Here is a 20,558-nt window from a genome sequence, read left to right as displayed (position 1 = left end):
TTATACACCTCACAGGGCACCCGCCCGGGCCATCAAAACAGGGTTATTATATGCCAAGTTGGCGGGTGTGTCAATGTTCGGCGCTTCCGCCCGCTCTTTCCCCAAGCGTTTCAAATAGCCGACCGCTTCCTCCAGGGAATGGACGGGGACGATTTTCATGCGGCTGCCGATCTTCCGCACGACCGCCTCCGCCCGGGACTGGTTGGAATCCCCGGGGCGGACGTCGGCGGGAACAAAGAAGAGATCGGCACCCTCCCGTTCCGCGGCCATCACCTTCTGTTCCACCCCGCCGATTTGGCCCACCTCCCCTTCGGCGGAAAGGGTTCCGGTGCCGGCGATCTTCAACCCCCGCGTCAAATCCTCGGGTGTCAACTGGTTGAGAATTTCCAGGGCGAACATCAGCCCGGCGGAGGGGCCTCCGATGTGATCGGCCCGGATGCGGACCGCCGGCTTCGTTTGGACGCGGCGCTCCGTTACCGGAACGATGCCGATTCCCACCTGTCCTCCCTCGGCCCGGGAAAAGCGGACCAATGAAAGCGTCCTCTCCAATTTTCTCCCCTTCCGCCACAGGGTGATGCGGATCGCTTCCCCCTCCCGCCTTCCCTTCAGCGCCCGGAGCAGTTGCGGAACGGTTCGGATCGGGCGGCCGTCCAAGGCCACGATCCGGTCGCCGGAAGCCAAGACGCCCTCGGCGGGCATGCCGGACAAGGTCCGAAGCACCTTCACGCCCAGGAGGATCTCCTCGACCGGCCGTCCCGCGTGGCGGAAGGCGGCGATGATGGCGTTCTGTTGCGAGAGCAGCATCCACTCCCGTTGACGCAGGCGGTATGCATCCGGGCTTTCCCCGGGCTCCAGCAACTTCTCCCTGGGCACCAGACTGCTTCCGGGAATCATCCAGGCAAAGAGGCATTGAAGCGCGCTTGCTTCGCTGACGCTCACCGTGGTGAGCAAAAACCGGCCCTTCTCGCGAAAATTTCCCCCGGCCACGTCGACGAGTTGCAGGACGGGAACCGCCGTGCCGGGGCGAAGCACGAAATAGGGGGCAGGTATAAACCAGGCGGCCGTCACGATGAGCAGGACGGCAAGCCCAAGAATTCCCCATCTTCTGCGGTTCATCCCGATTTCACCTTTCAGGACGGCCGTCACCGCCGATTGCCCGGCGGATTTCATCCAGTTTGGCGAGGGCGGCCTCCTCCCCCCGGCGAATGCACACATCCACCCGGGTGAACGCGGTCGGACTGATGTCGGACAGATCGGGATGGAGGGCCACGTCGGCCGTCAAAAGTTGCGGATGGGTGATTTGCCTTTCCATCACTTCTAAGGATTGGGCAATCACGTCGAAAATATTTCGGATTTTAAGCCCGCCCGCCGGTGGAATCACATCGACGGCAATCACCACGTCGGCCCCCATTTCCCTGACCACCGAGACCGGCACCCGGTCGATGACGCCCCCGTCCACCAGGGTCCGTCCTTCCCATTCCACCGGCTCAAAAATCCCCGGAATCGACACGCTCGCCCGCACCGCCAGGTCGATCGGCCCCGTCGTGAAGACCACCCGCTCGCCGTTGGTCAAATCCGTCGCGATCACGGATGTGGGAATGCGCAGATCCTCCAGGTTTTTTCCATGGGTGAGAAGCCGGACCAGTTCCCGGATCCGGTCGCCGGTGATCAATCCGCGGCGCGGAAGGGTGAAATCGAGCCACTGGTTCCGCTTCAGATGAATCGCCAGCTGTTCCATCATGTCCAGATCGGCCCCGTTGGCATAAACCACCCCGATCAGGCTGCCCATGCTGCTTCCGGCGATCATGTCAACCGGAATACCCTCCCGTTCCAGCACTTTCAACACCCCGATGTGGGCCAACCCGCGCGCGGCCCCCGACCCCAAAGCGAGCCCCACTTTTGGCCGTGACAAAAAATTCCCCCCTTTTTCCCCAAGGTACATTCTCCCCCCGCAGGATAGACGAGCGGTCTATTTCCGTCGCCCGTCGCGTAGACATGTTATCAAACACTGCAAGAACGGGAGGAAAGAAGGTGCAACCCAGGACGTCTGTACACAGAAATCATTTGAAAACGATCCTGTTTGGAACAGTGGCGGCTTTCCTGGTTCTCTCGCTTCTTTTGTATCCGGAGCAGGCCTTCGACTCGGCCCTGAAGGGGCTGAAAATCTGGTGGGACGTGGTCTTTCCCGCCCTGCTCCCCTTTTTTGTCGCATCGGAAATCCTGATGGGTTTCGGCGTCGTTCACTTTATGGGAGTTCTGTTGGAGCCCTTCATGCGCCCCCTTTTCCGCGTTCCCGGAACGGGCGCCTTTGTCATGGCGATGGGACTGGCATCGGGCTATCCGATCGGCGCCAAACTGACGGCCCGCCTTCGGGAGCAGAAATTGCTCTCCCGCTCCGAGGGGGAAAGGCTGGTTTCCTTCACCAACACCGCGGATCCCCTGTTCATGTTCGGCGCCGTGGCCGTCGGATTTTTCCACGACGTTTCCCTCGGCGTGGTGATCGCCATCGCCCACTATACTTCCAGCCTGCTGGTCGGTCTGGCGATGCGGTTTCACGATCCGCGCGGGGATTCCACACCGCCTGTTCCCAGCGATCAATCCTTCTTTCTCCTGCGAGCGTTCCGGGCCATGCACCAGGCCCGGCTCAAGGACGGGCGCAGCCTGGGGCAGCTGATGGGAGACTCCGTCACTTCCTCCATCCAAACCCTGCTCCTCGTCGGAGGATACATCATCATGTTCTCCGTCATCACCGACGTCTTGACGAAAATCGGGGTCACCGAGCTGCTCGCCGGCTTTCTCGGCCTGTTGCTTTCCCTTCTGCAGATCCCGACGGAACTGGCACCCGCCCTGATCACCGGAACCTTTGAAATCACTCTGGGAGCCCAAAGGGCCAGCGTCGCCCCGGAAACGGTGGACATGGTCTACAAAATCGCCGTCGCCGGCGTGGTCACCGCCTGGAGCGGCCTTTCGGTCCACGCCCAGGTGGCCAGCATCCTGAGCAAAACCGACATCCGCTACACGCCCTATTTTTTCGCCCGGCTTCTGCACGGGGTCCTCGCCGGCCTGATCACCCTGATCATTTGGGATCCCGTTCATCAATATCTCCTGTCCGACGCCGCCATCCCGGCCTTTTTGCAGCAAGTTCCGGAAGCGGGATGGACCTCCATGCTGGAACGGTTCCTGCACATCGGCGGTAGGGCGCTCCTTCTGCTCACCGGGATGATCGTCGTCGCGACCGCCATCCGATGGATCCGGCGAACCGCGGCGGCGCTTCGCAGAGCCGGTTAATCCTTCGGCAGATGACCGTACTTGATCATCAGGGCCTTTTTCACCACGTCGGGAACCAATTCACCCACATCGGCTCCGTATTTGGCAAATTCTTTGACAATACTGGAGCTGAGAAAAGAATATTTGTTGTTGGTCATCATGAACAACGTTTCCGCTTCCTTGTTCATCTCCCGGTTGATGGAGGCGATTTGCAGTTCGTACTCGAAATCGGAAATCGCCCGAAGCCCCCTCAGGATGACGTCGGCCTTGACGGAGCGGATATAATCCACCAACAGTCCGTCGAAACTGTCCACCTCCACATTGGGCATCCCCTTCGTCACCTCGCGGATCAACTCCATCCGCTCCTCCAAGGTGAAAAGGGGCTTCTTGGAGGCATTGTGCAGCACGGCCACGATCAGCCTGTCAAAGACCCGACTTCCCCTTCGGATAATGTCCAGGTGTCCGTATGTAATCGGGTCAAAACTGCCTGGATACACCGCAATGCTCATGTTCGCCAACTCCTTTGTTTCATTCGTCCGCGTCCGGAGCGTACAGCGTGATGGCCGCCTCTCCGAAGGTCAGCCGCCGATAGGCCACAAGCGTAGCAACCCGATCCGGCGGGGAAAGGCGAAAGTCGTGTTCGGCGATGACAATGCCGTTTTCCCGGAGCAGGGAAATTTCGGCGACTTTCTTCAGCACCGGCACAAGCAGGTTCTCCCGGTAGGGAGGATCCAAAAAAACCAGCCGAAACCGGATCCCCCGCCGAACCAGCTTCCGTAGGGCGCTCCGGACGTCCTCCCGATGCACCTCCGAACGCTCGATGAAACCGGTTTTTTGCAAATTGTCCCTGATGGTCTGCACGCTGGCCCGGGATCGGTCGACGAAGACAGCCCGGTCACACCCCCGGCTCAGGGCTTCGATGCCGAGGGAGCCCGTGCCCGCAAACAGGTCCAGGACCCAGCCTCCGTCGAAATAGGGGCCGATCACCTGAAACAGGGTTTCCTTCGCCCGGTCCAGCGTCGGCCGAACGCGATTTCCGGGAACCGTTTTCAACCGGATGCCGCGGGCCGAGCCGGCAATTACGCGCATCCCCACCACCCCCCGCGGCGGATTGAACATAAATAATCCTACCACAAAAGACCCCCGGGAGAAAAACGGCAGAGATTCACCCTGATCACAAAAAATAACATGACAATGTATATATTCCCTCTTCATGGGAAAAGATAGTAGCGACGGCACAGGAGGATGCCGTCACCGCGAAGACTAAGTTTCCCCATAAGCTCTTCCTCCGGTTTCTCCTCTCCCATACAGTATCCGCCTCCGGGCGGATACCATGGGCTCCCGAAGCATTCGGGAGCCGATTTTTTTTGAAAAAAGCCCGCCGAATCTTCGGCGGGCCTCAACTCCTCCTTCTTTTTCCCCTCAAGAGCGAACGGGTCCACATATTGTCCAGCACTTCCGTTTCATCAAAGGAAGGAGACAGCTTTTCCACGCTTTCCAACGGCTGGACCGGCCTTGCTTTCCGCGAAAACGGATTTTTCGGGCGAAACCGCCCGGTTCCGCCCCCCGGTTCCGGGGCGCTCTTTCTCCCTTCCCCCGTTTCCTCCCCATCCCTGTCGAAAAGCGCTTCCCACTCATCCGGGGGAGGAATCTCCATCTCCCACTCCCACAAATCCCGGAAATGGAAATCCCGCGCCGGCTCCCCCCGCTGACGCGGAAAATCTGGGGGAGACGCTTCATCCATCCGCGGAATCCAAGGTAAACCCCCTTCGGGGAATTTTTCCGGAAAAAAAGGAGGCGGAGGGGAAAACCGGTCGGCTTCCCGTCCCCTTTGGAACCGAGGAGGCCGGTCGATGCCGGGAACCTGCGGACGAACCACTTGCCTCTTTTTTTTCAAAGGAGACGTTCCCCTCCCTTCCCGAACCGTATTGGCTTCGTCGGCAAGGCAACACGCCGGGCCGTCGCCCTGCCGCAAACTTCCTCTCCTCGCCCTTCGGGCGTCCTCAACGGACCGCCCGCTTCAACATCATCGCTTCCCGCCGGGTGATGACCCGCTCCTCAACCATCAAATCGATCAATCGGCGGGCCAGTTCCCCGTACCGGGACGACCGCTTCAACTTTTCAACCTCATCCGGCGCAAACAAACGGTGAACCAACTCCGTCGAATAATGAAGCAGAGCGAAAGCCCCGCCGGAGCGGCGAACCTGCTTCGCCTGTTCGATCACGCGATGGATGCGGCGGACGCTTACCGCTCTGCGGCCCAACACCCGGTTGATATACTGCGCCGCTTCTTCGTACAAGGCGTTCGCTTCCGGTTTCACTCCCAAGCCCCCAACTGGTTTTTGTCTCCCTGCACAATATGCACGGGAGGAAAAAGGGGTTTGGATATCGGCCCGAAAAAACGCCTTTAATCCAGGCTCGGGTTGTCCAGACCTTCCTTTTTCAGGAAAGCATGCAGCGGCGCCCATTCCTTCCGCTCCCAAAAGTCCGAGCGGGACACGAGCTCCCAGGCGTCCGCCCGGGCCACTTCCAAAATCCGCTCATCCCGGGACAGATCGGCAATGCGGAATTCCGGCATTCCGCTCTGCTTCACGCCGAAAAATTCCCCGGGGCCCCGCAGCTCCAGGTCCCTTCGGGCAATCTCAAACCCGTCCACGGTTTCCGTCAGGATCCGCATGCGCTCCACGCCCGTCTCCGACTTCGGGTCGGCCACGAGAATGCAAAACGCCTCGCCGCCGCCCCGTCCGACCCGGCCGCGAAGCTGATGCAACTGGGCCAGCCCGAAGCGGTCGGCGTCATAGATTACCATGACGGTCGCTCTGGGCACGTTGACGCCCACTTCCACCACCGTGGTGGAAACCAGCACCTGCACATCCCCCGCCGCAAAGCGGCGCATCACTTCATCCTTGTGATCCGGCGCCATTTTGCCGTGAAGCAGTCCGACCCGGAGGGGCGCCAGCGCTTTGGTCAGTTCTTCATAAAGGGCCTGGGCATTCTGCAGATCCATCTTTTCCGACTCTTCAATCAGCGGGCAGATCACATAGGCCTGTTCCCCGGACCGGCACCGCTCGCCGATAAACCGGATCACCCGGGGCCACACATCGGGTTTCACCCAATGCGTCTCCACCGGCTGTCTCCCCTTGGGCATCTCGTCGATCACGGAGACATCCATCTCGCCGAAAGCGGTGATTGCGAGCGTGCGAGGAATGGGGGTCGCCGTCATGAACAGCACGTCGGGAGACTCCCCTTTTTCCCGCAGGCGGGCGCGCTGCTTCACGCCGAAACGGTGCTGTTCGTCGGTGATCACCAGGCCCAGCCGGTGGTACTCCACCCCCTCCTGAATCAGGGCATGGGTTCCCACCACCACGTGGGCGGATCCGTTGCCGATATCCCTGAGAACTTCCCGCCTCTGCCGTGCGGACAGGCGCCCCGTCAGCGTCACCACGCGCACCCCGCGGGGCTCCAGCAGCTTTCCGAGGGTTTCGGCATGCTGTTCCGCCAGGATTTCCGTCGGCACCATCAGGGCGCCCTGATAGCCGCTCAGATGATTGGCATACAAGGCAATCGCCGCCACCACCGTTTTCCCCGATCCCACATCCCCCTGCAAAAGGCGGTACATCTGCTCCTCCTTCGCCATGTCGGTCAGAATCTCATCCACCACACGGCGTTGGGCACGGGTCAAGGGAAAGGGAAGGGCGTCGATAAACGCTTCGATCCGTTTCCGGTCCAGCTTGCGCGCAATCCCTCTCGATTCCCGTCGGATCCGGCGCCTTAAAGCCATGATTTTCAGTTCGTACAAAAAAAGCTCCTCGTACACCATCCGGCGCCGGGCCTGCCTCCCCTCTTCCCATCCCCGGGGAAAGTGGAGGAGATACATGGCTTTCGCCCGATCCATCAGGCGGTATCGACGGACCAGCGCTTCCGGGAGAGGCTCTTCAATATGGCGTCCAAACTGGACAAAGGCTTGATGAATGGCTTTCCGCAGCCACTGCACCTTGATCGATCCGGAGACGGAATAGACGGGAGCCAATCGGTCCGCTTCAAACCCCTGCCGCCGGGGATCGAGCAGGGTGCGTTCCGCAGTGAGCTGCAAGCGGCGGCGATCCCACTTGCCGGCGACGATGATCGTCTTGCCGGGCAAAAGCTTGTCCCGCAAAAAGGGCTGGTTGAACCAGATCACGGTGATGGGGAGACCGTCGACCATCAGTTTTCCGCTGAGGCGGGACTTTTTCCTGCCGTACCAGCGAATGCTCGTCTCCCCGAACACCTCCCCCCGGACGGTGATCCGCTCCCCGTGGCCGGCCCTTTTCAGGTCGGTCAACCGGTTGTCATCGTACCGAAAGGGAAAATAGGTCAAAAGATCCTCCACCGTTTCAATCCCCAACCGGTGCAGATCTTCCGCCCGCTTTTCCCCCACGCCGGCCACTTGGGTGACGGGGATTTCCGACAACTTCATTCCTTCGTCGGCGTCCCGAAGATCTTGCGCTCCAGCGCCCGACCCGTCGGGGTGGCCGCCAGCCCTCCCAAGGCCGTCTCCTTCAGCGACACCGGCATATCGCGACCGATCCGGTACATCGCCTCGATCACCTCATCCGTGGGGATCACGCTCCGGACGCCGGCCAGGGCCATGTCGGCCGCCACCATGGCGATGGCCGCTCCCATCGCGTTGCGCTTGACGCAGGGAGCCTCCACCAACGTGGCCACGGGATCGCACACAAGGCCGAGCATGTTTTTCAATGCGATGGCCACCGCCTCCGCCGACATGGAAGGCGTTCCTCCGGCCATCTCCACCACCGCCGCAGCGGCCATTCCCGTGGCGGAACCCACTTCCGCCTGGCAACCCCCCGCCGCTCCGGAGATAAACGCATTGTTGGCGATCACATATCCGATGGCTCCGCCGACAAACAGGGCGCGCACCATCTGCTCCCGGTCGCTTCCCAAAATTTCCGCCGCGGCGAATACGCACCCCGGAAGAATGCCGCAGGAACCGGCCGTCGGTGTGGCCACGATCGTCCCCATCGCCGCGTTCACCTCGGAGGTGGCGGTCGCCTTGGCGACGGCATCCAGCACGTGGCTGCCGGAAAGCAACACCTTGGCGCTCCTTCGGTATTGATCGATGCGGCGGGCGTCTCCGCCCGTCAATCCGCTGCGGGAGCGAACCTCCTCCTCCAGGCCGCGGCGGATGGCCTTTTCCATGACCTCCAGGCTTTCTTCCATTTTTTTAATAATCCGCTCCCGGGTCTGTCCCGTCGCCTCCATTTCAGAGCGGATCATCACTTCGGAGATGGGAATGCCCTCCGACTCGGCAATCTCCACCAGCTCAGCTACGGTTCGAAATCTCATACACCCGTCTCCTTTCGGACACGACATTCAGGCGAACAGAGTGGCCCCCTCGATCCCCGGCTGGGCGGCGATCTCATCCAGCACCTCCTGCTCCACCGGCTGGTCCGTCTCGATGATCATCAGGGCTTCAGACCCCTTTTCCTTGCGGGAGACCTGCATATACCCGATGTTGATCCGATGCCGGGCAAGGACCCCGGCGACGGCGGCAATCGCTCCGTAACGATCCTGGTGCGGAACGAGCAGGGTCGGGGAGTTGCCGGTCATCTTCAGTTCGAAACCGTTCAACTCCACGATTTCCATCTTGCCGCCCCCGATGGAAACGCCGACCACCTCCATCGCTCCCCGCCCGTCTTCCAGGCGGAGCCGAACCGTGTTGGGATGCTCGGGCACCTCCTCCGATTCCCGGAACTCCACCCGGATCCCCTGCTCCCGGGCGATTTCCAGGGATTTCACGATCCGCTTGTCGAAGGTGTCAAAATCGAGCACCCCGCCGATCAGGGCGATGTCCGTGCCGTGCCCCCGGTAGGTCTTGGCAAAGGAGCCGTACAGCGTCACCAACACCCGGTCGGGCTTTCTCCCGAACAATCGCCGGGCGGCCCGGCCGATCCGGGCGGCCCCCGCCGTGTGGGAGCTGGAAGGACCGATCATCACCGGGCCGATGATGTCAAACACCGAACGATATTTCATGCATTTCCCTCCCCACCGACTCCCCGTCCCGGTCACAAAGCGGCGGGAGCCATCAACTGCGCTTTGCCCTGCGGAATCATTCCGCATAAAGGATGATGCCGACCACGCCGGGGCCCGTGTGGGTGCCGATCACCGGGCCCACATCGGTGATCGTCAATTCCTTCACCTCATATAGTTCTCTCAATTTGTCGGCCCATTCCTCCGCCTTGGCCTTCCGTTCGGCGTGGACCACTCCGGCAATCACCCGGCTTCCGGCCGCCACTTTCTCGCGAAGCAATTCGAACACCCGGGCCTCCGCCTTGCTCCCGCCTCTCACCTTGTCGACGGGGCAGACTTCCCCCTGATCGCTGAGGGAGAGAATCGGCTTGATATTCAGCAGCGATCCGACAAGGGCCGCTGCCTTGCCGATCCTTCCCCCCTTCTGCAGATAATCCAGCGTGTCCACCAAAAACAGGACCTGCTCTTTCTCGATCATCCGGTTGGCCAGGGCGACGCACTCATCGATCGACTTCCCGGCCTTGGCCGCCCGGGCCACTTCCACAACGATCAGACCGATGGCAAAGGAGGCCTTTTTCGAATCCAGCACCGTCACCTTGAACTCGTTTTCCACCATCGACTTGGCCAAGAGGGCCGATTGATAGGTGCCGCTCAGGGCCGAAGAAAGATGGATGGACAAAATGTCCGTGTCTCCCTCCTTGGCCGCTTCCCGATACGCCTCCACAAAATCGATCGGCGACGGCTGGGATGTGGTCGGAAGTTCCGAGGACTCGCGCAGCTTCCGGTAAAACTCCTCCGCTTTGATGGTCACGCCGTCAAGATAAGAGGTCCCCCCCATATGCACCTTCAGGGGCACCACTCCGATGTCCAGTTCCCGAATCAATTCGGCGGGAATATCCGCCGTGCTGTCCGTGATCACTTTCACTCGGCCCACGTGGAGCACCTCCCGCTACTCGATGGTGATGAGGAAGAAATACAGCGGCTGACCTCCGTAATGAATTTCGCTCTCCACATCGGGATAGTTTCTCGCCAGAAAATCGGACAATTCCTTCACCTGGGCGTCGGTCACGTCCTTTCCATACAGAATGGTGACCAGTTCCCCGCCCCGGGCGAGCATCTTCTGCAGAAGGTCCCTGGAAGTGGCGATCAGGCTTCCGCCGACCGTCTCGATCTTTCCTTCGTAGATTCCGATGAAGTCCCCTTCCTTGATCGAATGGCCGTTCACCTGGGAATCCCGCACCGCATAGGTGACCTCGCCGCAGCGAACGCCCTCGAGCGCTTTCATCATCTTTTCCCGGTTCCTCTCCGCATCGGCATCGGGATCAAAGGCGATCAGCGCCGTCAGGCCCTGAAGCACGGTGCGGGTCGGGAGCACCGTCACCGGGACATCCACCAGCTCCGCCGCCTGCTCCGCGGCCATGATGATGTTCTTGTTGTTGGGAAGGACAAACACGTGATCGGCGGACAAACCCCGAATCGCCTTCACGATGTCTTCCGTGCTGGGATTCATCGTCTGGCCGCCCTCGATCACTCCGTCGGCGCCCAGACTGCGGAACATCTTGACAACTCCCTCGCCGGAAGCCACCGCAACGACGCCGTGGTCCTTGCGCTCCGCCGCCGGCTCCGGGGATACCGTCTCCCGCTTCGAGGGCGCGTCGGCACCCGACCAATGGGCATGCTGTTCCCGCATGTTTTCGATCTTGATGTTCGTCAGATCGCCGAACTTCTGGGCGAAATTCAGGACATCGCCGGGACGTTCCGAATGGATATGTACCTTGACCAATTCGTCATCGACAATCACCAGCAGGGAATCGCCGAAGGCGCCCATCTCTCCCCGGAAAGCCCCCTCGTCGAAGGTTCCCGCATCCTTTCGGCGAATGATGAACTCCGTGCAGTAACCATGTTCGATCGTCGCCGGATCGATCTTCGACTGGGCCGTCTCGCCGTGGGCGACGGAGGCGAGGGTGCCGTCCTCCCTGTCGTCGAAAAAGTCGTCCCCTGAAATCTCCTCTCCCCGGAGAGCGGACAAAAAGCCCTCCAGGATATACACCAATCCTTGCCCGCCGGCATCGACGACATTCGTCTCCGCCAAGATCGGCAGCAGTTGGGGCGTCCTCTCCAAGGATTTCCGGGCCCCGGACAACATTTCCGCCAGGACTTCCACCGGATCCTCCGTCTGCCGGGAACGGATCACCCCCATATCCGCCGCTTCCCGGGAAACGGTCAGAATGGTCCCCTCGACCGGTTTCATGACCGCCTTGTATGCCATATCGACGCCCCGTTTAAACGCCTCTGCCAGCTCCCGGGCGCCGATGGTCTCCTTACCCGCCACTGCCTTGGAAAAACCGCGAAAGAGCTGGGACAAAATCACCCCCGAATTGCCCCTGGCCCCCATCAGGAGGCCCTTTGAAAGGGCTTCCGCCAAATCGCCCACCCGCGAGGAAGAGGGAACCTTGTCCATTTCCCTCACTCCCGAGGAGAGCGTCAGGTTCATGTTGGTGCCCGTGTCGCCGTCCGGAACCGGAAATACGTTCAATGCGTTCACCCGCTCCTCATTTTTCCGGAGGAAACGGGCGCCGCCGCGTATCATCCGATGAAAGCAAGCCGCATCAATCTTGTGTGTCAAACCGTATCCCCCTCAATCCTCATTCACCAGACGCACACCCTGAACAAAGACGTTGACCCGGTTCACCGTCAATCCGACCATTTGGTTCAGGGTGTACTTCACCTTGGACTGCACGTTGTGCGCCACCTCGGAGATCTTGGTGCCGTAACTGACAATGATGTGGAGATCGACCACCAACTCTCCGTTCTCGGTGCGCACTTCAATTCCCTTGTTCAAATTTTCCCATCCGAGCAACTCGGAAATTCCGTCCTTCAACTGGCTTCGGGAAGCCATTCCCACCAGTCCGTAACAATCCATCGCCGCGGCACCCGCAATGGTGCCGATCACCTCTTCCGACACGTCAATGCGGCCGAGGGAGGTGGACATTTCAACCGCCATCGCGATTCCTCCTTGGAGTGGGAGCATGGTAAAACGATTCGACAACACGGGATCATAGGAAAAAACATGACCACACCTATCATACTGAAGGTTACGCATCCTTGCAAGGGAGGAGAATCTGTGTTAAGATATGATGGTGTTGTTGCACATATCGGACGGGAGGTGGAGTCGGATGGCGCGCCGCTGCTACATTACCGGAAAACAGGGGCACACCGGCAACAGGGTGAGCCACTCCAACCGGAAATCGAAGCGCAAATGGGGCGTGAACGTGCAAAAGATTCGCATCCTCGTTGACGGCAAGCCGAAACGGGTGTATGTGAGCACCAAAGCCCTCAAATCGGGAAAAGTAACCCGCGTCTGATGACGACGGGTTTTTTCATTAAATAAAGCGCACCGCACCGGTGCGCCAAATCCCGTCCAATCGGAAACAGAAAGAAAAAAGGCCGCCTGCCCCAACCTGGTCTGAACATGCCAAAATCGCCCAGCGCGCCCCCGGCGGATCGGGCCCGGATTCCCAGGACATCACCCGCCATGTCCCGGCGTCGCTCCACATCGAGATCCGGGATGCCGCAGGAGGTGTTTTCTGGGCGATTTCGCACGTCCACCGCCGCTTCTCATTTTTCCCTGCTGAAGATCCCCAACAGGGCTTTGATCATCCCGCCGAGAAACTTCGGAAGTTTGATGGTGTAAAATTTCACCCCTACCCCTCCTTGCCAGATGTCGTCGACCCGACCGTCATCCGCTCACTTATATATATGCGGAATCCGCCGATGTGTGCCTGAAAGATGGCAGGAGGGCGAAAAGAGCCGCGGGCCGCCTCGTCCGTTCCCGGACGAGGCGGCCCGCCTGGCTGAATGCCCTTTTCGCGCGGCGAAAGGTCAGTCCCGGCTTTCGATGACAAAGAGCATTCCCGATCGGAGCCTGATCTCCCCCTCTTCCTCCACCAGCTCGTTGCTGACGCCCAGGGAATCGCTCCTTCGCAGAACCGCTTCCGTCAAAGGATAACGAAAGCCGGTGAGGGTCACCCCCGACACAGTGTCCGAAAGAGGCAGCAGGGAAAGATAGCGGTAACGGCTTTTCCGCACCCGAAGGGATCCGCCGCGAAGGAGGCGAATCCGGTTGTGACGGTTGCGGATTTCCCCGCGCACCCCTTCCCGTTCCACCGTCTCCAGGAGGAACAGATTGGACAACGTGTGATCGATCCTCGTGCCGACCGCTCCCAGGAGGAGGACGGATTCGGGACGCCGTTTAAGGGCTTCCATCACGGCAAAGTGCGTATCCGTCACGTCCTTTTCGGCGGGCAGTTTCTCGGTGGGAACCCCCATGCGTGCAAGTTTCTCGTGCATCTCCAACCCCGCCGAATCAAAATCGCCCACCGCCAGGTGGGGAAGGAGGCCGGCTTCAAGGAGGGCATGGAGGCCGCCATCCACCCCGATCAAAAAATCCTCCCGCGGACGGATTTCCTCCAAATCTTCCGCATCCACTCCGCCGCCGGTCACGATCACCACCCGGCCGGAACTTCGAGGCTGCATCGCATCTCACCGCCAACGAAAAAACTGGCTTTGAAGGCCGTGCCCAAACCCGGGGAAGGGCTCGCACCGAGGAGGGATTGATGCAGGCCTCACCCCCGGGAGGCGAAAGATTTCTTCCGGACCTAGAAGCTCATCCGGAGGGACGGACGGATTTCCCCGCTTCCGCCGCCGATCGGATCGCGGCGATGGCTTCCCCGCGGTCCGGTGCGCCGAAAACCGCCGATCCGGCGACCAGAACCGTTGTTCCCAGCGCAGCCGCTTCCCCTGCGTTCCCCGGATGAATCCCGCCGTCCACCTCGATCTCCACGTCGGTCCGGCCCAGATCCTCCAGCCGCCTTCTCACCTCTTCCACTTTCTTCAGGGCGGTGGGGATCAGTTTCTGCCCTCCGAATCCGGGATTGACCGTCATGACCAGCACGAGATCGACGTAGGGAAGGATCGGCTCCAGCAGGGAAACCGGCGTCGCCGGATTGATCGCCACCCCCGCCTTGACTCCCTGCTCCGCGATGAGGGACACGCTCCGGTGAAGATGGGGACAGGCCTCCTGATGGACGGTGATCCAGTCCGCCCCGCTTTTGGCAAAGGCGGGAATGTAGCGGTCCGGCTCCTCGATCATCAGGTGCACATCCAGGGGCAAGCGCGTGTGAGGCCGGATCGCCTCCACCACCAAGGGGCCGATGGTCAGATTGGGAACGAAATGCCCGTCCATCACGTCCACATGAATCCAATCGGCGCCCGCCGCTTCCACTTCTGCCAGCTCCTCCTTCAGGCGGGAAAAATCCGCGGACAACAGGGAGGGCGCGATTTTTACCATTTCTTGAACCTCCGATTCTCGATGATTTCCTGCAAAAATTGAAGATAATTTCGATAGCGTCCGGGATCGATCTCCCTTTTGTCCACCGCCTCCCGCACGGCGCAGTTCGGTTCATCCCGGTGCAGGCATCCCCGAAAAGCGCAATGGACGGCGTGCTCCCGGATCTCGGGGAAATAATCCCCCAATTCCGTTTCCTCCAGCCCGGTGAAATCCAACCGGCTGAACCCGGGGGAATCCGCCACCCGGCCGCCGTCGGGAAGATCGATGATCTCCACATGGCGGGTGGTGTGGCGGCCGCGCCCCAATTTGGCGCTCACCTGCCCCGTCCGGAGCCTGAGGCCCGGAAGGATTTCGTTGAGCAGGGAGGATTTGCCCACCCCGGAGGGGCCGGCGAAGACGGACAAGGTGTCCTTCAACCACTCCTTCACCTGCTCCACGCCCTCGCCGGTGCGGATGCTGGTGGCTGCCACCCGGTACCCGGCGGGAGTGTAGATCTTGGCAATCTGTTCCACTTCCGACCGATCCGGAACCAGATCCAGTTTCGTCAGACAGATGCACACGCGGAGCCCCACCCGCTCGCAGTGGACAAGGATGCGATCCAGCAGCACCGGTTGAAAGGGAGGTTCCCGAAGGGAGAAGAGAACCACCGCCTGCTCCACGTTGGCGATCGGCGGCCGGACCAGCTCTGTGCGGCGCGGCCGGACCTCCGTCACCACCCCCTCTTCCGGTCCCGTCCTTTCGAAAATCACATAATCCCCCACCAGGGGCGACAAGTTTTTCTTCTTGAATATCCCGCGCGCCCGGCACCGGATGTCCCCTTCCGGCGTGCGCACGTCAAAAAAACCGCCCACCGCGCGTACGATCTGTCCCTCCGGCATAGACAACCTCCTTCGCCCCGGATGCTGATGTCAATCCCTTCCAGGAGAAAGTCCATGGACGACGGACCGCGAAAATGATCCCCGCCTGAAATGGCCGCCGGCGGAGATCATCTCCTCAGTCATCATCATCCCGTCCGGGAGGCGGATGGATGTTTTTTCCCGGAACACTGATCCAAACGTAAACCGTGTCCCCGGGTTTCACATACTCACCGGGAGCGGGATCCTGGGCCCACGCTTTTCCCTTTTCCACTCCGAAGTCCCACCATCGGAACTCGATATGGTATCCCTTATTCATATACTCGCTCTGAATCCGCGACTGGAACAGCCCCTTAAAATTGTCCACCTCGATCATGTTCTCCGTCGAATTGACGGTGAGGGTGACCTGGGTCTTCCTCGGCACCACCCGTTCCCCCGGTGAGGGGCTTTGATCGATCACTTCATTGTGCTTATACTTCCCGTTCTGTTCCACTTTGACCTTGGGGGTCCCGAAACCATTGTCCTTCAGCCATTTTTTCGCCTCATCCAGCTGCTTCCCCGTCAGATCCGCCATCTTCACCGTGTTGGGATTCGCGCTGGCGGGGGGAGTGTCATCGCCGCCGGTGAAAATGCCCATCACCGCGTTGAATCCGAGAATCGACAGGGTGATGATCACGGCAAAAGTAAACATTCCGAAAAGCACCTTCTGCCACCAGGGCATGTTGGCGCGGGCATTTTCCAGCCAGACGACCGTCCGCTGCAGGAGGGTTTTCTCCTTATCCGCCGGCGCATGACGGAGCCGTTCGAGGCGGGAAAGGGTTTTCTCTCCTACAGGGGGAATGTCGCGAGGCTCCTTCGAGGCAATCTCCGCCTCCTCTTCCCGGTTCGGAGCCGGCTTTCGCGCCTCCTCCTCTCTGATTCGGGAGGCGTTTTGCACCCAGCCGGGCTGAGGCAAATCCATCCCGTGGAGGATATATTGGAGCTCCTGCATCATCGCCCGGGCGGATGCAAACCGCTGATTCGGATCCTTCTCCAAAGCCTTCAGGATGACCCGGTTCACGTCGTCCGGCAGATCGGGACGAAGCTGCCGCGGTTCCACCGCCTGTTCCTGCAAATGCTTGAGGGCGATGCCGATGGCGGAATCCCCGTCAAAGGGAAGCTCTCCCGTCACCATCTCGTACATCACGATCCCGAGGGAATAGAGATCGGATTTTTCACCGATGACTCCACCCCGGGCCTGTTCCGGCGAGAAATAGTGAACGGACCCCATCACCGACCCGGTCTGGGTGATGGTGGAAGAAGTGGCCGCCCGGGCGATTCCGAAGTCGGTCACTTTGACCCGGCCGTTATACCCGAGAAGAATGTTGTGGGGTTTGATGTCCCGATGGATGATTTGATTGTCGTGGGCGTGAGCCAGTGCATCGCAGATCTGGGTTGCGATGTAAACCGCTTCCTCGGGAGGAAGCGGACCGCTTTCCTGAATGTATTCTTTAAGGGTCGGTCCCTCCACATATTCCATCACGATGTAATGGATATGTCCTTCCCGACCCACATCGTAGACGTTCACCACGTTGGGATGAGACAAACTGGCGGCCGCTTGCGCTTCCCGGCTGAACCGCCGGATAAACTCCGTATCGTTGCTGAGCGATTCATTCATCACCTTGATGGCCACGTAGCGGTTGAGCAGCAGATCCTTCGCCTTGTACACCACGGCCATGCCGCCGCCGCCCACCCGGTAGAGGATCTCATACCTTCCCCCCAGCTTTCTCCCTTCCATCGACATGGTCATCCCGCTCCTCCTCCGAGCTACGATGACGGGGTCGTCCCGCCTGCATTTTTAATCAGGATCAAAGAAATGTTGTCCGTTCCTCCCGCATCCAGTGCCAACCGGATCAGTTTGTCCGCCTGTTCCGACAAGGAAACATCCGATGTCAGGACCAGACCGATGTCCCGTTCCTCCACCATGCCGGTCAGTCCATCGGAGCAAATCAGGAGAATGTCCTCCTTTTCCCAGGGAGTGACGATGATGTCCGCTTCCACTTCCGTATTGGTTCCCAAAGCCTTGACGATCATGTTGCGGTGGGGGTGGGTGCGGGCCTCCTCCTCGGTGATCTGGCCGTGCTTCAGGAGCATGTTGACCAGCGAATGATCCTCCGTCAGCTGGTACAGTCCCCCGTCGTGAAGGATGTATGCCCGGCTGTCTCCGATATGGGCGAGAACCACTTCTGACTCGCTCACCACCGCGGCGATCACCGTCGTCCCCATCCCGCGGTACTCTTCGTTTCCGGAGGCCAACTGGTGCACTTCCGCGTTGGCCTTCACCACCGCGTCCAACAGCCGCTTTTTCTGCTCCTCCGTGCTGGCATCGGGGGAAAGGGAGCGCAGCTCACGCCGGATCACCTGCACCGCTTGCCGACTGGCCACTTCGCCGCTCCGGTGACCTCCCATGCCGTCGGCGACCACCGCAACCAGCGATCCAAAATCCGTCCTGAACAATTCAACGGCATCCTCATTGTGCGGACGTACCTTCCCTTTGTCCGTGCGCCATGCTGTTTCCATGCCGGCAACTCCTTTCTCCACGCCTCCAACCCTCTTATTGCAATTGAGAGGGTGTCTACAGCACCCCGATCCGCTTGGCCCGCAACTGGCCGCAGGCCGCATCGATGTCGCTCCCGTGTTCCCGGCGGATGGTCGTGTTGACCCGGTAGGACTGCAGGATTCGCTGAAAACGCAAGATCTGCTCCCGCGGAGTCCGCTGAAGGTTTCGCTCCGGCACGAAATTGACGGGAATCAGATTGACCAGACATTTCATCCCCGAGAGCAGTTGCCCCAGCTCGTGGGCATGCTCCTCCCCGTCGTTTCGACCGCCGATCAGGGCGTATTCGAAGGTGATGCGCCGCCCTGTAAGCTCCAGATAATACCGACAAGCATCCATCAGTTCGGGCAAAGGATATCGGCGGTTGATCGGCATCAGTTTGGACCGGAGCTCATTGTTCGGGGCATGCAGGGAGACGGCCAAACCCACCTGCAGCCCTTCCTCGGCAAACTTTCGGATACAGGGTACGACGCCGCTCGTGGATACGGTGATGTGCCGCTGGCCGATCCGGAGCCCTCCGGGATCGTTGATCACCCGGATGAACCGCATGGTTTCCTCATAATTTTCGAAGGGTTCGCCTGAACCCATGACAACCACCGTCCGGACGCGCTCCCCCTTCGGATCGAGAAAGCGCTGGGCGGCCACCACTTGGGCGACGATCTCCCCGGCCTCCAGATTGCGCTTCAGCCCTCCCAGGGTCGAGGCGCAAAAGGTGCAGCCGATGCGGCACCCGACCTGGGTGGTCACACAGACGCTGTTTCCATAACGGTGGCGCATGATCACCGTTTCAATCGCATGTCCGTCCCGGAGCCCAAACAGGAACTTCACCGTTCCGTCCCGGGAAGTCTGGACTTCAAGAGGCGTCAGCGGATCCAGGGTGAACGAGTCCGCCAATCGAAGGCGGAGATCGCGGGGCAGGTTGGTCATTTCTTTGAAATCCGTGATCCGCTTTTGAAAAAGCCAGTTCATGACCTGATCCGCTCGCCATGACGGCTGGCCTTGTTGATCCATCCAGTTTTTCCAATGGTCCGTGTTCAGTCCGTAAGCAACAGGTTTCATTTTCCGTCTCCATCCGCGGTGTTCGGCGGATCAACGCCTTCACCAAAACTTTCATTATTATAACAGTGATTTGGCCGAATGAAAAGTGCGGCCGCCGGGGATGTTGTGCGTCTGTGATATTGTCATCCCATAACGCGTCTGAGAAAATGTCAGTTATGGGAGAAAAGACGATTACCATGAGCAGAAAAGAAGTCAAACGATTGGCTGTCATCCAACGTCTCCTTCATCAACAGATCACCACTCGTGAAGCCGCTATGCTGTTGGGGCTCAGCGTTCGTCAGGTGTACCGGATCAAAGCCCGGGTTCTTCAGGAGGGGGAAGAAGGGATTGTACATAAGAACCGGGGTAGAAAACCGGCGCATGCCTTGTCGGAAGACCTGCGACACACTATCGTGGAGTTGTACCAAAGCAAACGGTATAAAGGATCCAACGACCATCATTTTGCTGAATTGCTGGCGGAGTACGAGGGCATCCGGGTCAGTCCCTCCACCGTGCGGCGAGTCCTGCGCTCCGCCGGGATCCGACCGGCACGCAAACGCCGTCCCCCCAAAGCCCATCGTCCCCGGCCGCGAAAACCGCAAGCCGGCTTGTTGGTTCACCTCGATGCCAGCCCCCATGCCTGGTTTGAAGACCGGGGAGAGCCTTGCGTGTTGTTGAAAGCGGTGGATGATGCCACCGGTGCCATCCTGGCGGCCCGGTTCCAACCCACGGAGGACCTGACAGGCTATTTCCGTCTCCTCACGGATGTGATCCAAAAGCATGGCCTTCCTGTCGCTGTCTATACCGATCGCCACCGTATCTTCGAGTCCCCCAACGAGACATTGACGGTGAAACAGGAGCTGGCGGGTCTCAGTCCCCAAAAAACGCAGTTTGGACTGGCCCTGGAGGAATTGGGGATCGAGCATATCAAAGCCCTGTCTCCACAAGCTAAGGGCCGGATTGAGCGATGCTTCCAGACGACACAGGACCGCTGGATCATTGAGCTCCGTTTACGAAAGGTCGGCTCCGTCGACGAAGGAAACGAGGTTCTGCCCGAGTTGATCGAAAAACACAATCGGCTGTTCGCCGTGGAACCGGCTGAAAAAGAATCTGCCTTCGTCCCTTACACCCACCCCCGCGCCCTGAAGCACATCCTTTGCTACCGGGGGGTATACCGGAAAGTGGGTTCGGGTCAAACGATCTCGTACCAAGGACACACGTACAAGATCGTATCCGACCGCATCCTTCCGCTCAAAACGGAGGTGGAGGTTCGCCAGACCCTGGACGGTTCGGTGTGCATCGAGCATAGCGGGGAGATCCTGTTCGTCAAGCGGGTGGAAAAACCGGTTCGAAAGCCTGCTTCGAAGCCGGAAAAAGAAAAGGCAGGCGTTACGAAACCTCGTAAGCCTGCTCCCAATCACCCATG

Annotated in this window: 21 protein-coding genes; 3 read left to right on the top strand and 18 right to left on the bottom strand. The window is 60.0% G+C overall.

Annotated features, from left to right (window positions below; translation table 11 throughout):
* Window positions 1–9: 9 nt before the first annotated feature.
* Window positions 10–1,116 carry a SepM family pheromone-processing serine protease gene (locus tag BM063_RS13590; RefSeq protein ID WP_177199167.1) on the bottom strand — a complete coding sequence of 369 codons (1,107 nt, stop codon included), beginning with the start codon at window positions 1,114–1,116 and terminating at the stop codon, window positions 10–12.
* A gap of 7 nt (window positions 1,117–1,123) precedes the next feature.
* A complete protein-coding gene (locus tag BM063_RS13585) occupies window positions 1,124–1,942 on the bottom strand; it encodes a patatin-like phospholipase family protein (protein ID WP_092040058.1) in 819 nt (272 codons plus the stop codon).
* An 89-nt stretch (window positions 1,943–2,031) separates the two neighbouring features.
* On the opposite strand from BM063_RS13585, the gene ylbJ reads away from it, so the two are divergent.
* On the top strand, window positions 2,032–3,288 hold the full coding sequence (gene ylbJ / locus BM063_RS13580) for a sporulation integral membrane protein YlbJ (RefSeq protein WP_245752279.1): 1,257 nt from the start codon (window positions 2,032–2,034) through the stop codon (window positions 3,286–3,288).
* Here ylbJ and coaD read toward each other — a convergent pair.
* The 9 genes from coaD to BM063_RS13530 form a co-directional block, all read right to left on the bottom strand.
* Window positions 3,285–3,776 (bottom strand): pantetheine-phosphate adenylyltransferase, encoded by a 492-nt coding sequence (gene coaD / locus BM063_RS13575; RefSeq protein ID WP_092040050.1) that lies wholly within the window; start codon window positions 3,774–3,776, stop codon window positions 3,285–3,287. The two genes, ylbJ and coaD, sit on opposite strands and share 4 nt — an antisense overlap.
* Window positions 3,777–3,795: 19 nt before the next feature.
* A complete protein-coding gene (gene rsmD, locus BM063_RS13570; RefSeq protein ID WP_092040048.1) occupies window positions 3,796–4,356 on the bottom strand; it encodes a 16S rRNA (guanine(966)-N(2))-methyltransferase RsmD in 561 nt (186 codons plus the stop codon).
* Window positions 4,357–5,270: 914 nt separating this feature from the next.
* Window positions 5,271–5,588 carry a hypothetical protein gene (locus BM063_RS13560; RefSeq protein ID WP_092040043.1) on the bottom strand — a complete coding sequence of 106 codons (318 nt, stop codon included), beginning with the start codon at window positions 5,586–5,588 and terminating at the stop codon, window positions 5,271–5,273.
* 86 nt (window positions 5,589–5,674) lie between these two features.
* Window positions 5,675–7,723 (bottom strand): ATP-dependent DNA helicase RecG, encoded by a 2,049-nt coding sequence (gene recG / locus BM063_RS13555; RefSeq protein ID WP_092040038.1) that lies wholly within the window; start codon window positions 7,721–7,723, stop codon window positions 5,675–5,677.
* Entirely contained in the window at window positions 7,720–8,610 is an 891-nt protein-coding gene (sdaAA, locus tag BM063_RS13550) for an L-serine ammonia-lyase, iron-sulfur-dependent, subunit alpha (RefSeq protein ID WP_092040034.1), read from the bottom strand. Before sdaAA ends, recG begins: the two co-directional genes overlap by 4 nt.
* 27 nt (window positions 8,611–8,637) lie before the next feature.
* Window positions 8,638–9,297: an L-serine ammonia-lyase, iron-sulfur-dependent subunit beta gene (sdaAB, locus tag BM063_RS13545; RefSeq protein WP_092040031.1), complete on the bottom strand. Its 660-nt coding sequence runs from the start codon at window positions 9,295–9,297 to the stop codon at window positions 8,638–8,640.
* Window positions 9,298–9,373: 76 nt separating this feature from the next.
* Window positions 9,374–10,228: a DegV family protein gene (locus tag BM063_RS13540; RefSeq protein WP_092040028.1), complete on the bottom strand. Its 855-nt coding sequence runs from the start codon at window positions 10,226–10,228 to the stop codon at window positions 9,374–9,376.
* 15 nt (window positions 10,229–10,243) lie between these two features.
* On the bottom strand, window positions 10,244–11,884 hold the full coding sequence (locus BM063_RS13535) for a DAK2 domain-containing protein (protein WP_092040150.1): 1,641 nt from the start codon (window positions 11,882–11,884) through the stop codon (window positions 10,244–10,246).
* A 48-nt stretch (window positions 11,885–11,932) separates the two neighbouring features.
* Window positions 11,933–12,298 (bottom strand): Asp23/Gls24 family envelope stress response protein, encoded by a 366-nt coding sequence (locus BM063_RS13530; RefSeq protein WP_092040026.1) that lies wholly within the window; start codon window positions 12,296–12,298, stop codon window positions 11,933–11,935.
* A gap of 172 nt (window positions 12,299–12,470) precedes the next feature.
* Here BM063_RS13530 and rpmB point away from each other — a divergent pair, with 172 nt between their 5' ends.
* Window positions 12,471–12,659, top strand: a complete 189-nt coding sequence (rpmB, locus tag BM063_RS13525; RefSeq protein WP_092040023.1) for a 50S ribosomal protein L28 — start codon at window positions 12,471–12,473, stop codon at window positions 12,657–12,659.
* A 253-nt stretch (window positions 12,660–12,912) separates the two neighbouring features.
* Here the strand turns inward: rpmB and spoVM are convergent, their stop codons facing one another.
* The 7 genes from spoVM to rlmN all read right to left on the bottom strand — a co-directional run bounded on the left by spoVM (window position 12,913) and on the right by rlmN (window position 19,153).
* Window positions 12,913–12,996 carry a stage V sporulation protein SpoVM gene (gene spoVM / locus BM063_RS18350; RefSeq protein ID WP_143085365.1) on the bottom strand — a complete coding sequence of 28 codons (84 nt, stop codon included), beginning with the start codon at window positions 12,994–12,996 and terminating at the stop codon, window positions 12,913–12,915.
* Window positions 12,997–13,176: 180 nt separating this feature from the next.
* A complete protein-coding gene (locus BM063_RS13515) occupies window positions 13,177–13,830 on the bottom strand; it encodes a thiamine diphosphokinase (RefSeq protein WP_092040018.1) in 654 nt (217 codons plus the stop codon).
* Window positions 13,831–13,960: 130 nt separating this feature from the next.
* The gene (gene rpe / locus BM063_RS13510; RefSeq protein ID WP_092040016.1) at window positions 13,961–14,644 is read right to left on the bottom strand and encodes a ribulose-phosphate 3-epimerase; all 684 of its coding nucleotides are present in this window, start codon (window positions 14,642–14,644) and stop codon (window positions 13,961–13,963) included.
* The gene (gene rsgA, locus BM063_RS13505) at window positions 14,638–15,522 is read right to left on the bottom strand and encodes a ribosome small subunit-dependent GTPase A (RefSeq protein WP_092040013.1); all 885 of its coding nucleotides are present in this window, start codon (window positions 15,520–15,522) and stop codon (window positions 14,638–14,640) included. The genes rpe and rsgA overlap by 7 nt, the downstream gene beginning before the upstream one ends.
* Before the next feature lie 115 nt (window positions 15,523–15,637).
* Window positions 15,638–17,275 carry a Stk1 family PASTA domain-containing Ser/Thr kinase gene (pknB, locus tag BM063_RS13500; RefSeq protein WP_245752282.1) on the bottom strand — a complete coding sequence of 546 codons (1,638 nt, stop codon included), beginning with the start codon at window positions 17,273–17,275 and terminating at the stop codon, window positions 15,638–15,640.
* A 29-nt stretch (window positions 17,276–17,304) separates the two neighbouring features.
* Window positions 17,305–18,057 (bottom strand): Stp1/IreP family PP2C-type Ser/Thr phosphatase, encoded by a 753-nt coding sequence (locus BM063_RS13495; RefSeq protein ID WP_092040147.1) that lies wholly within the window; start codon window positions 18,055–18,057, stop codon window positions 17,305–17,307.
* Between the two features lie 55 nt (window positions 18,058–18,112).
* Window positions 18,113–19,153 (bottom strand): dual-specificity RNA methyltransferase RlmN, encoded by a 1,041-nt coding sequence (rlmN, locus tag BM063_RS13490; protein WP_092040007.1) that lies wholly within the window; start codon window positions 19,151–19,153, stop codon window positions 18,113–18,115.
* A gap of 176 nt (window positions 19,154–19,329) precedes the next feature.
* Between rlmN and BM063_RS13485 the strand changes: the two genes are divergently transcribed.
* Window positions 19,330–20,558, top strand: a 1,229-nt coding sequence (locus tag BM063_RS13485; protein ID WP_092040145.1) for an ISNCY family transposase, incomplete at its 3' end; no start/stop codon positions are given.

The sequence above is a fragment of the Planifilum fulgidum genome, from assembly GCF_900113175.1.
GTDB lineage: Bacteria > Bacillota > Bacilli > Thermoactinomycetales > DSM-44946 > Planifilum > Planifilum fulgidum.
This window is presented reverse-complemented; position numbering and strand designations above follow the sequence as displayed.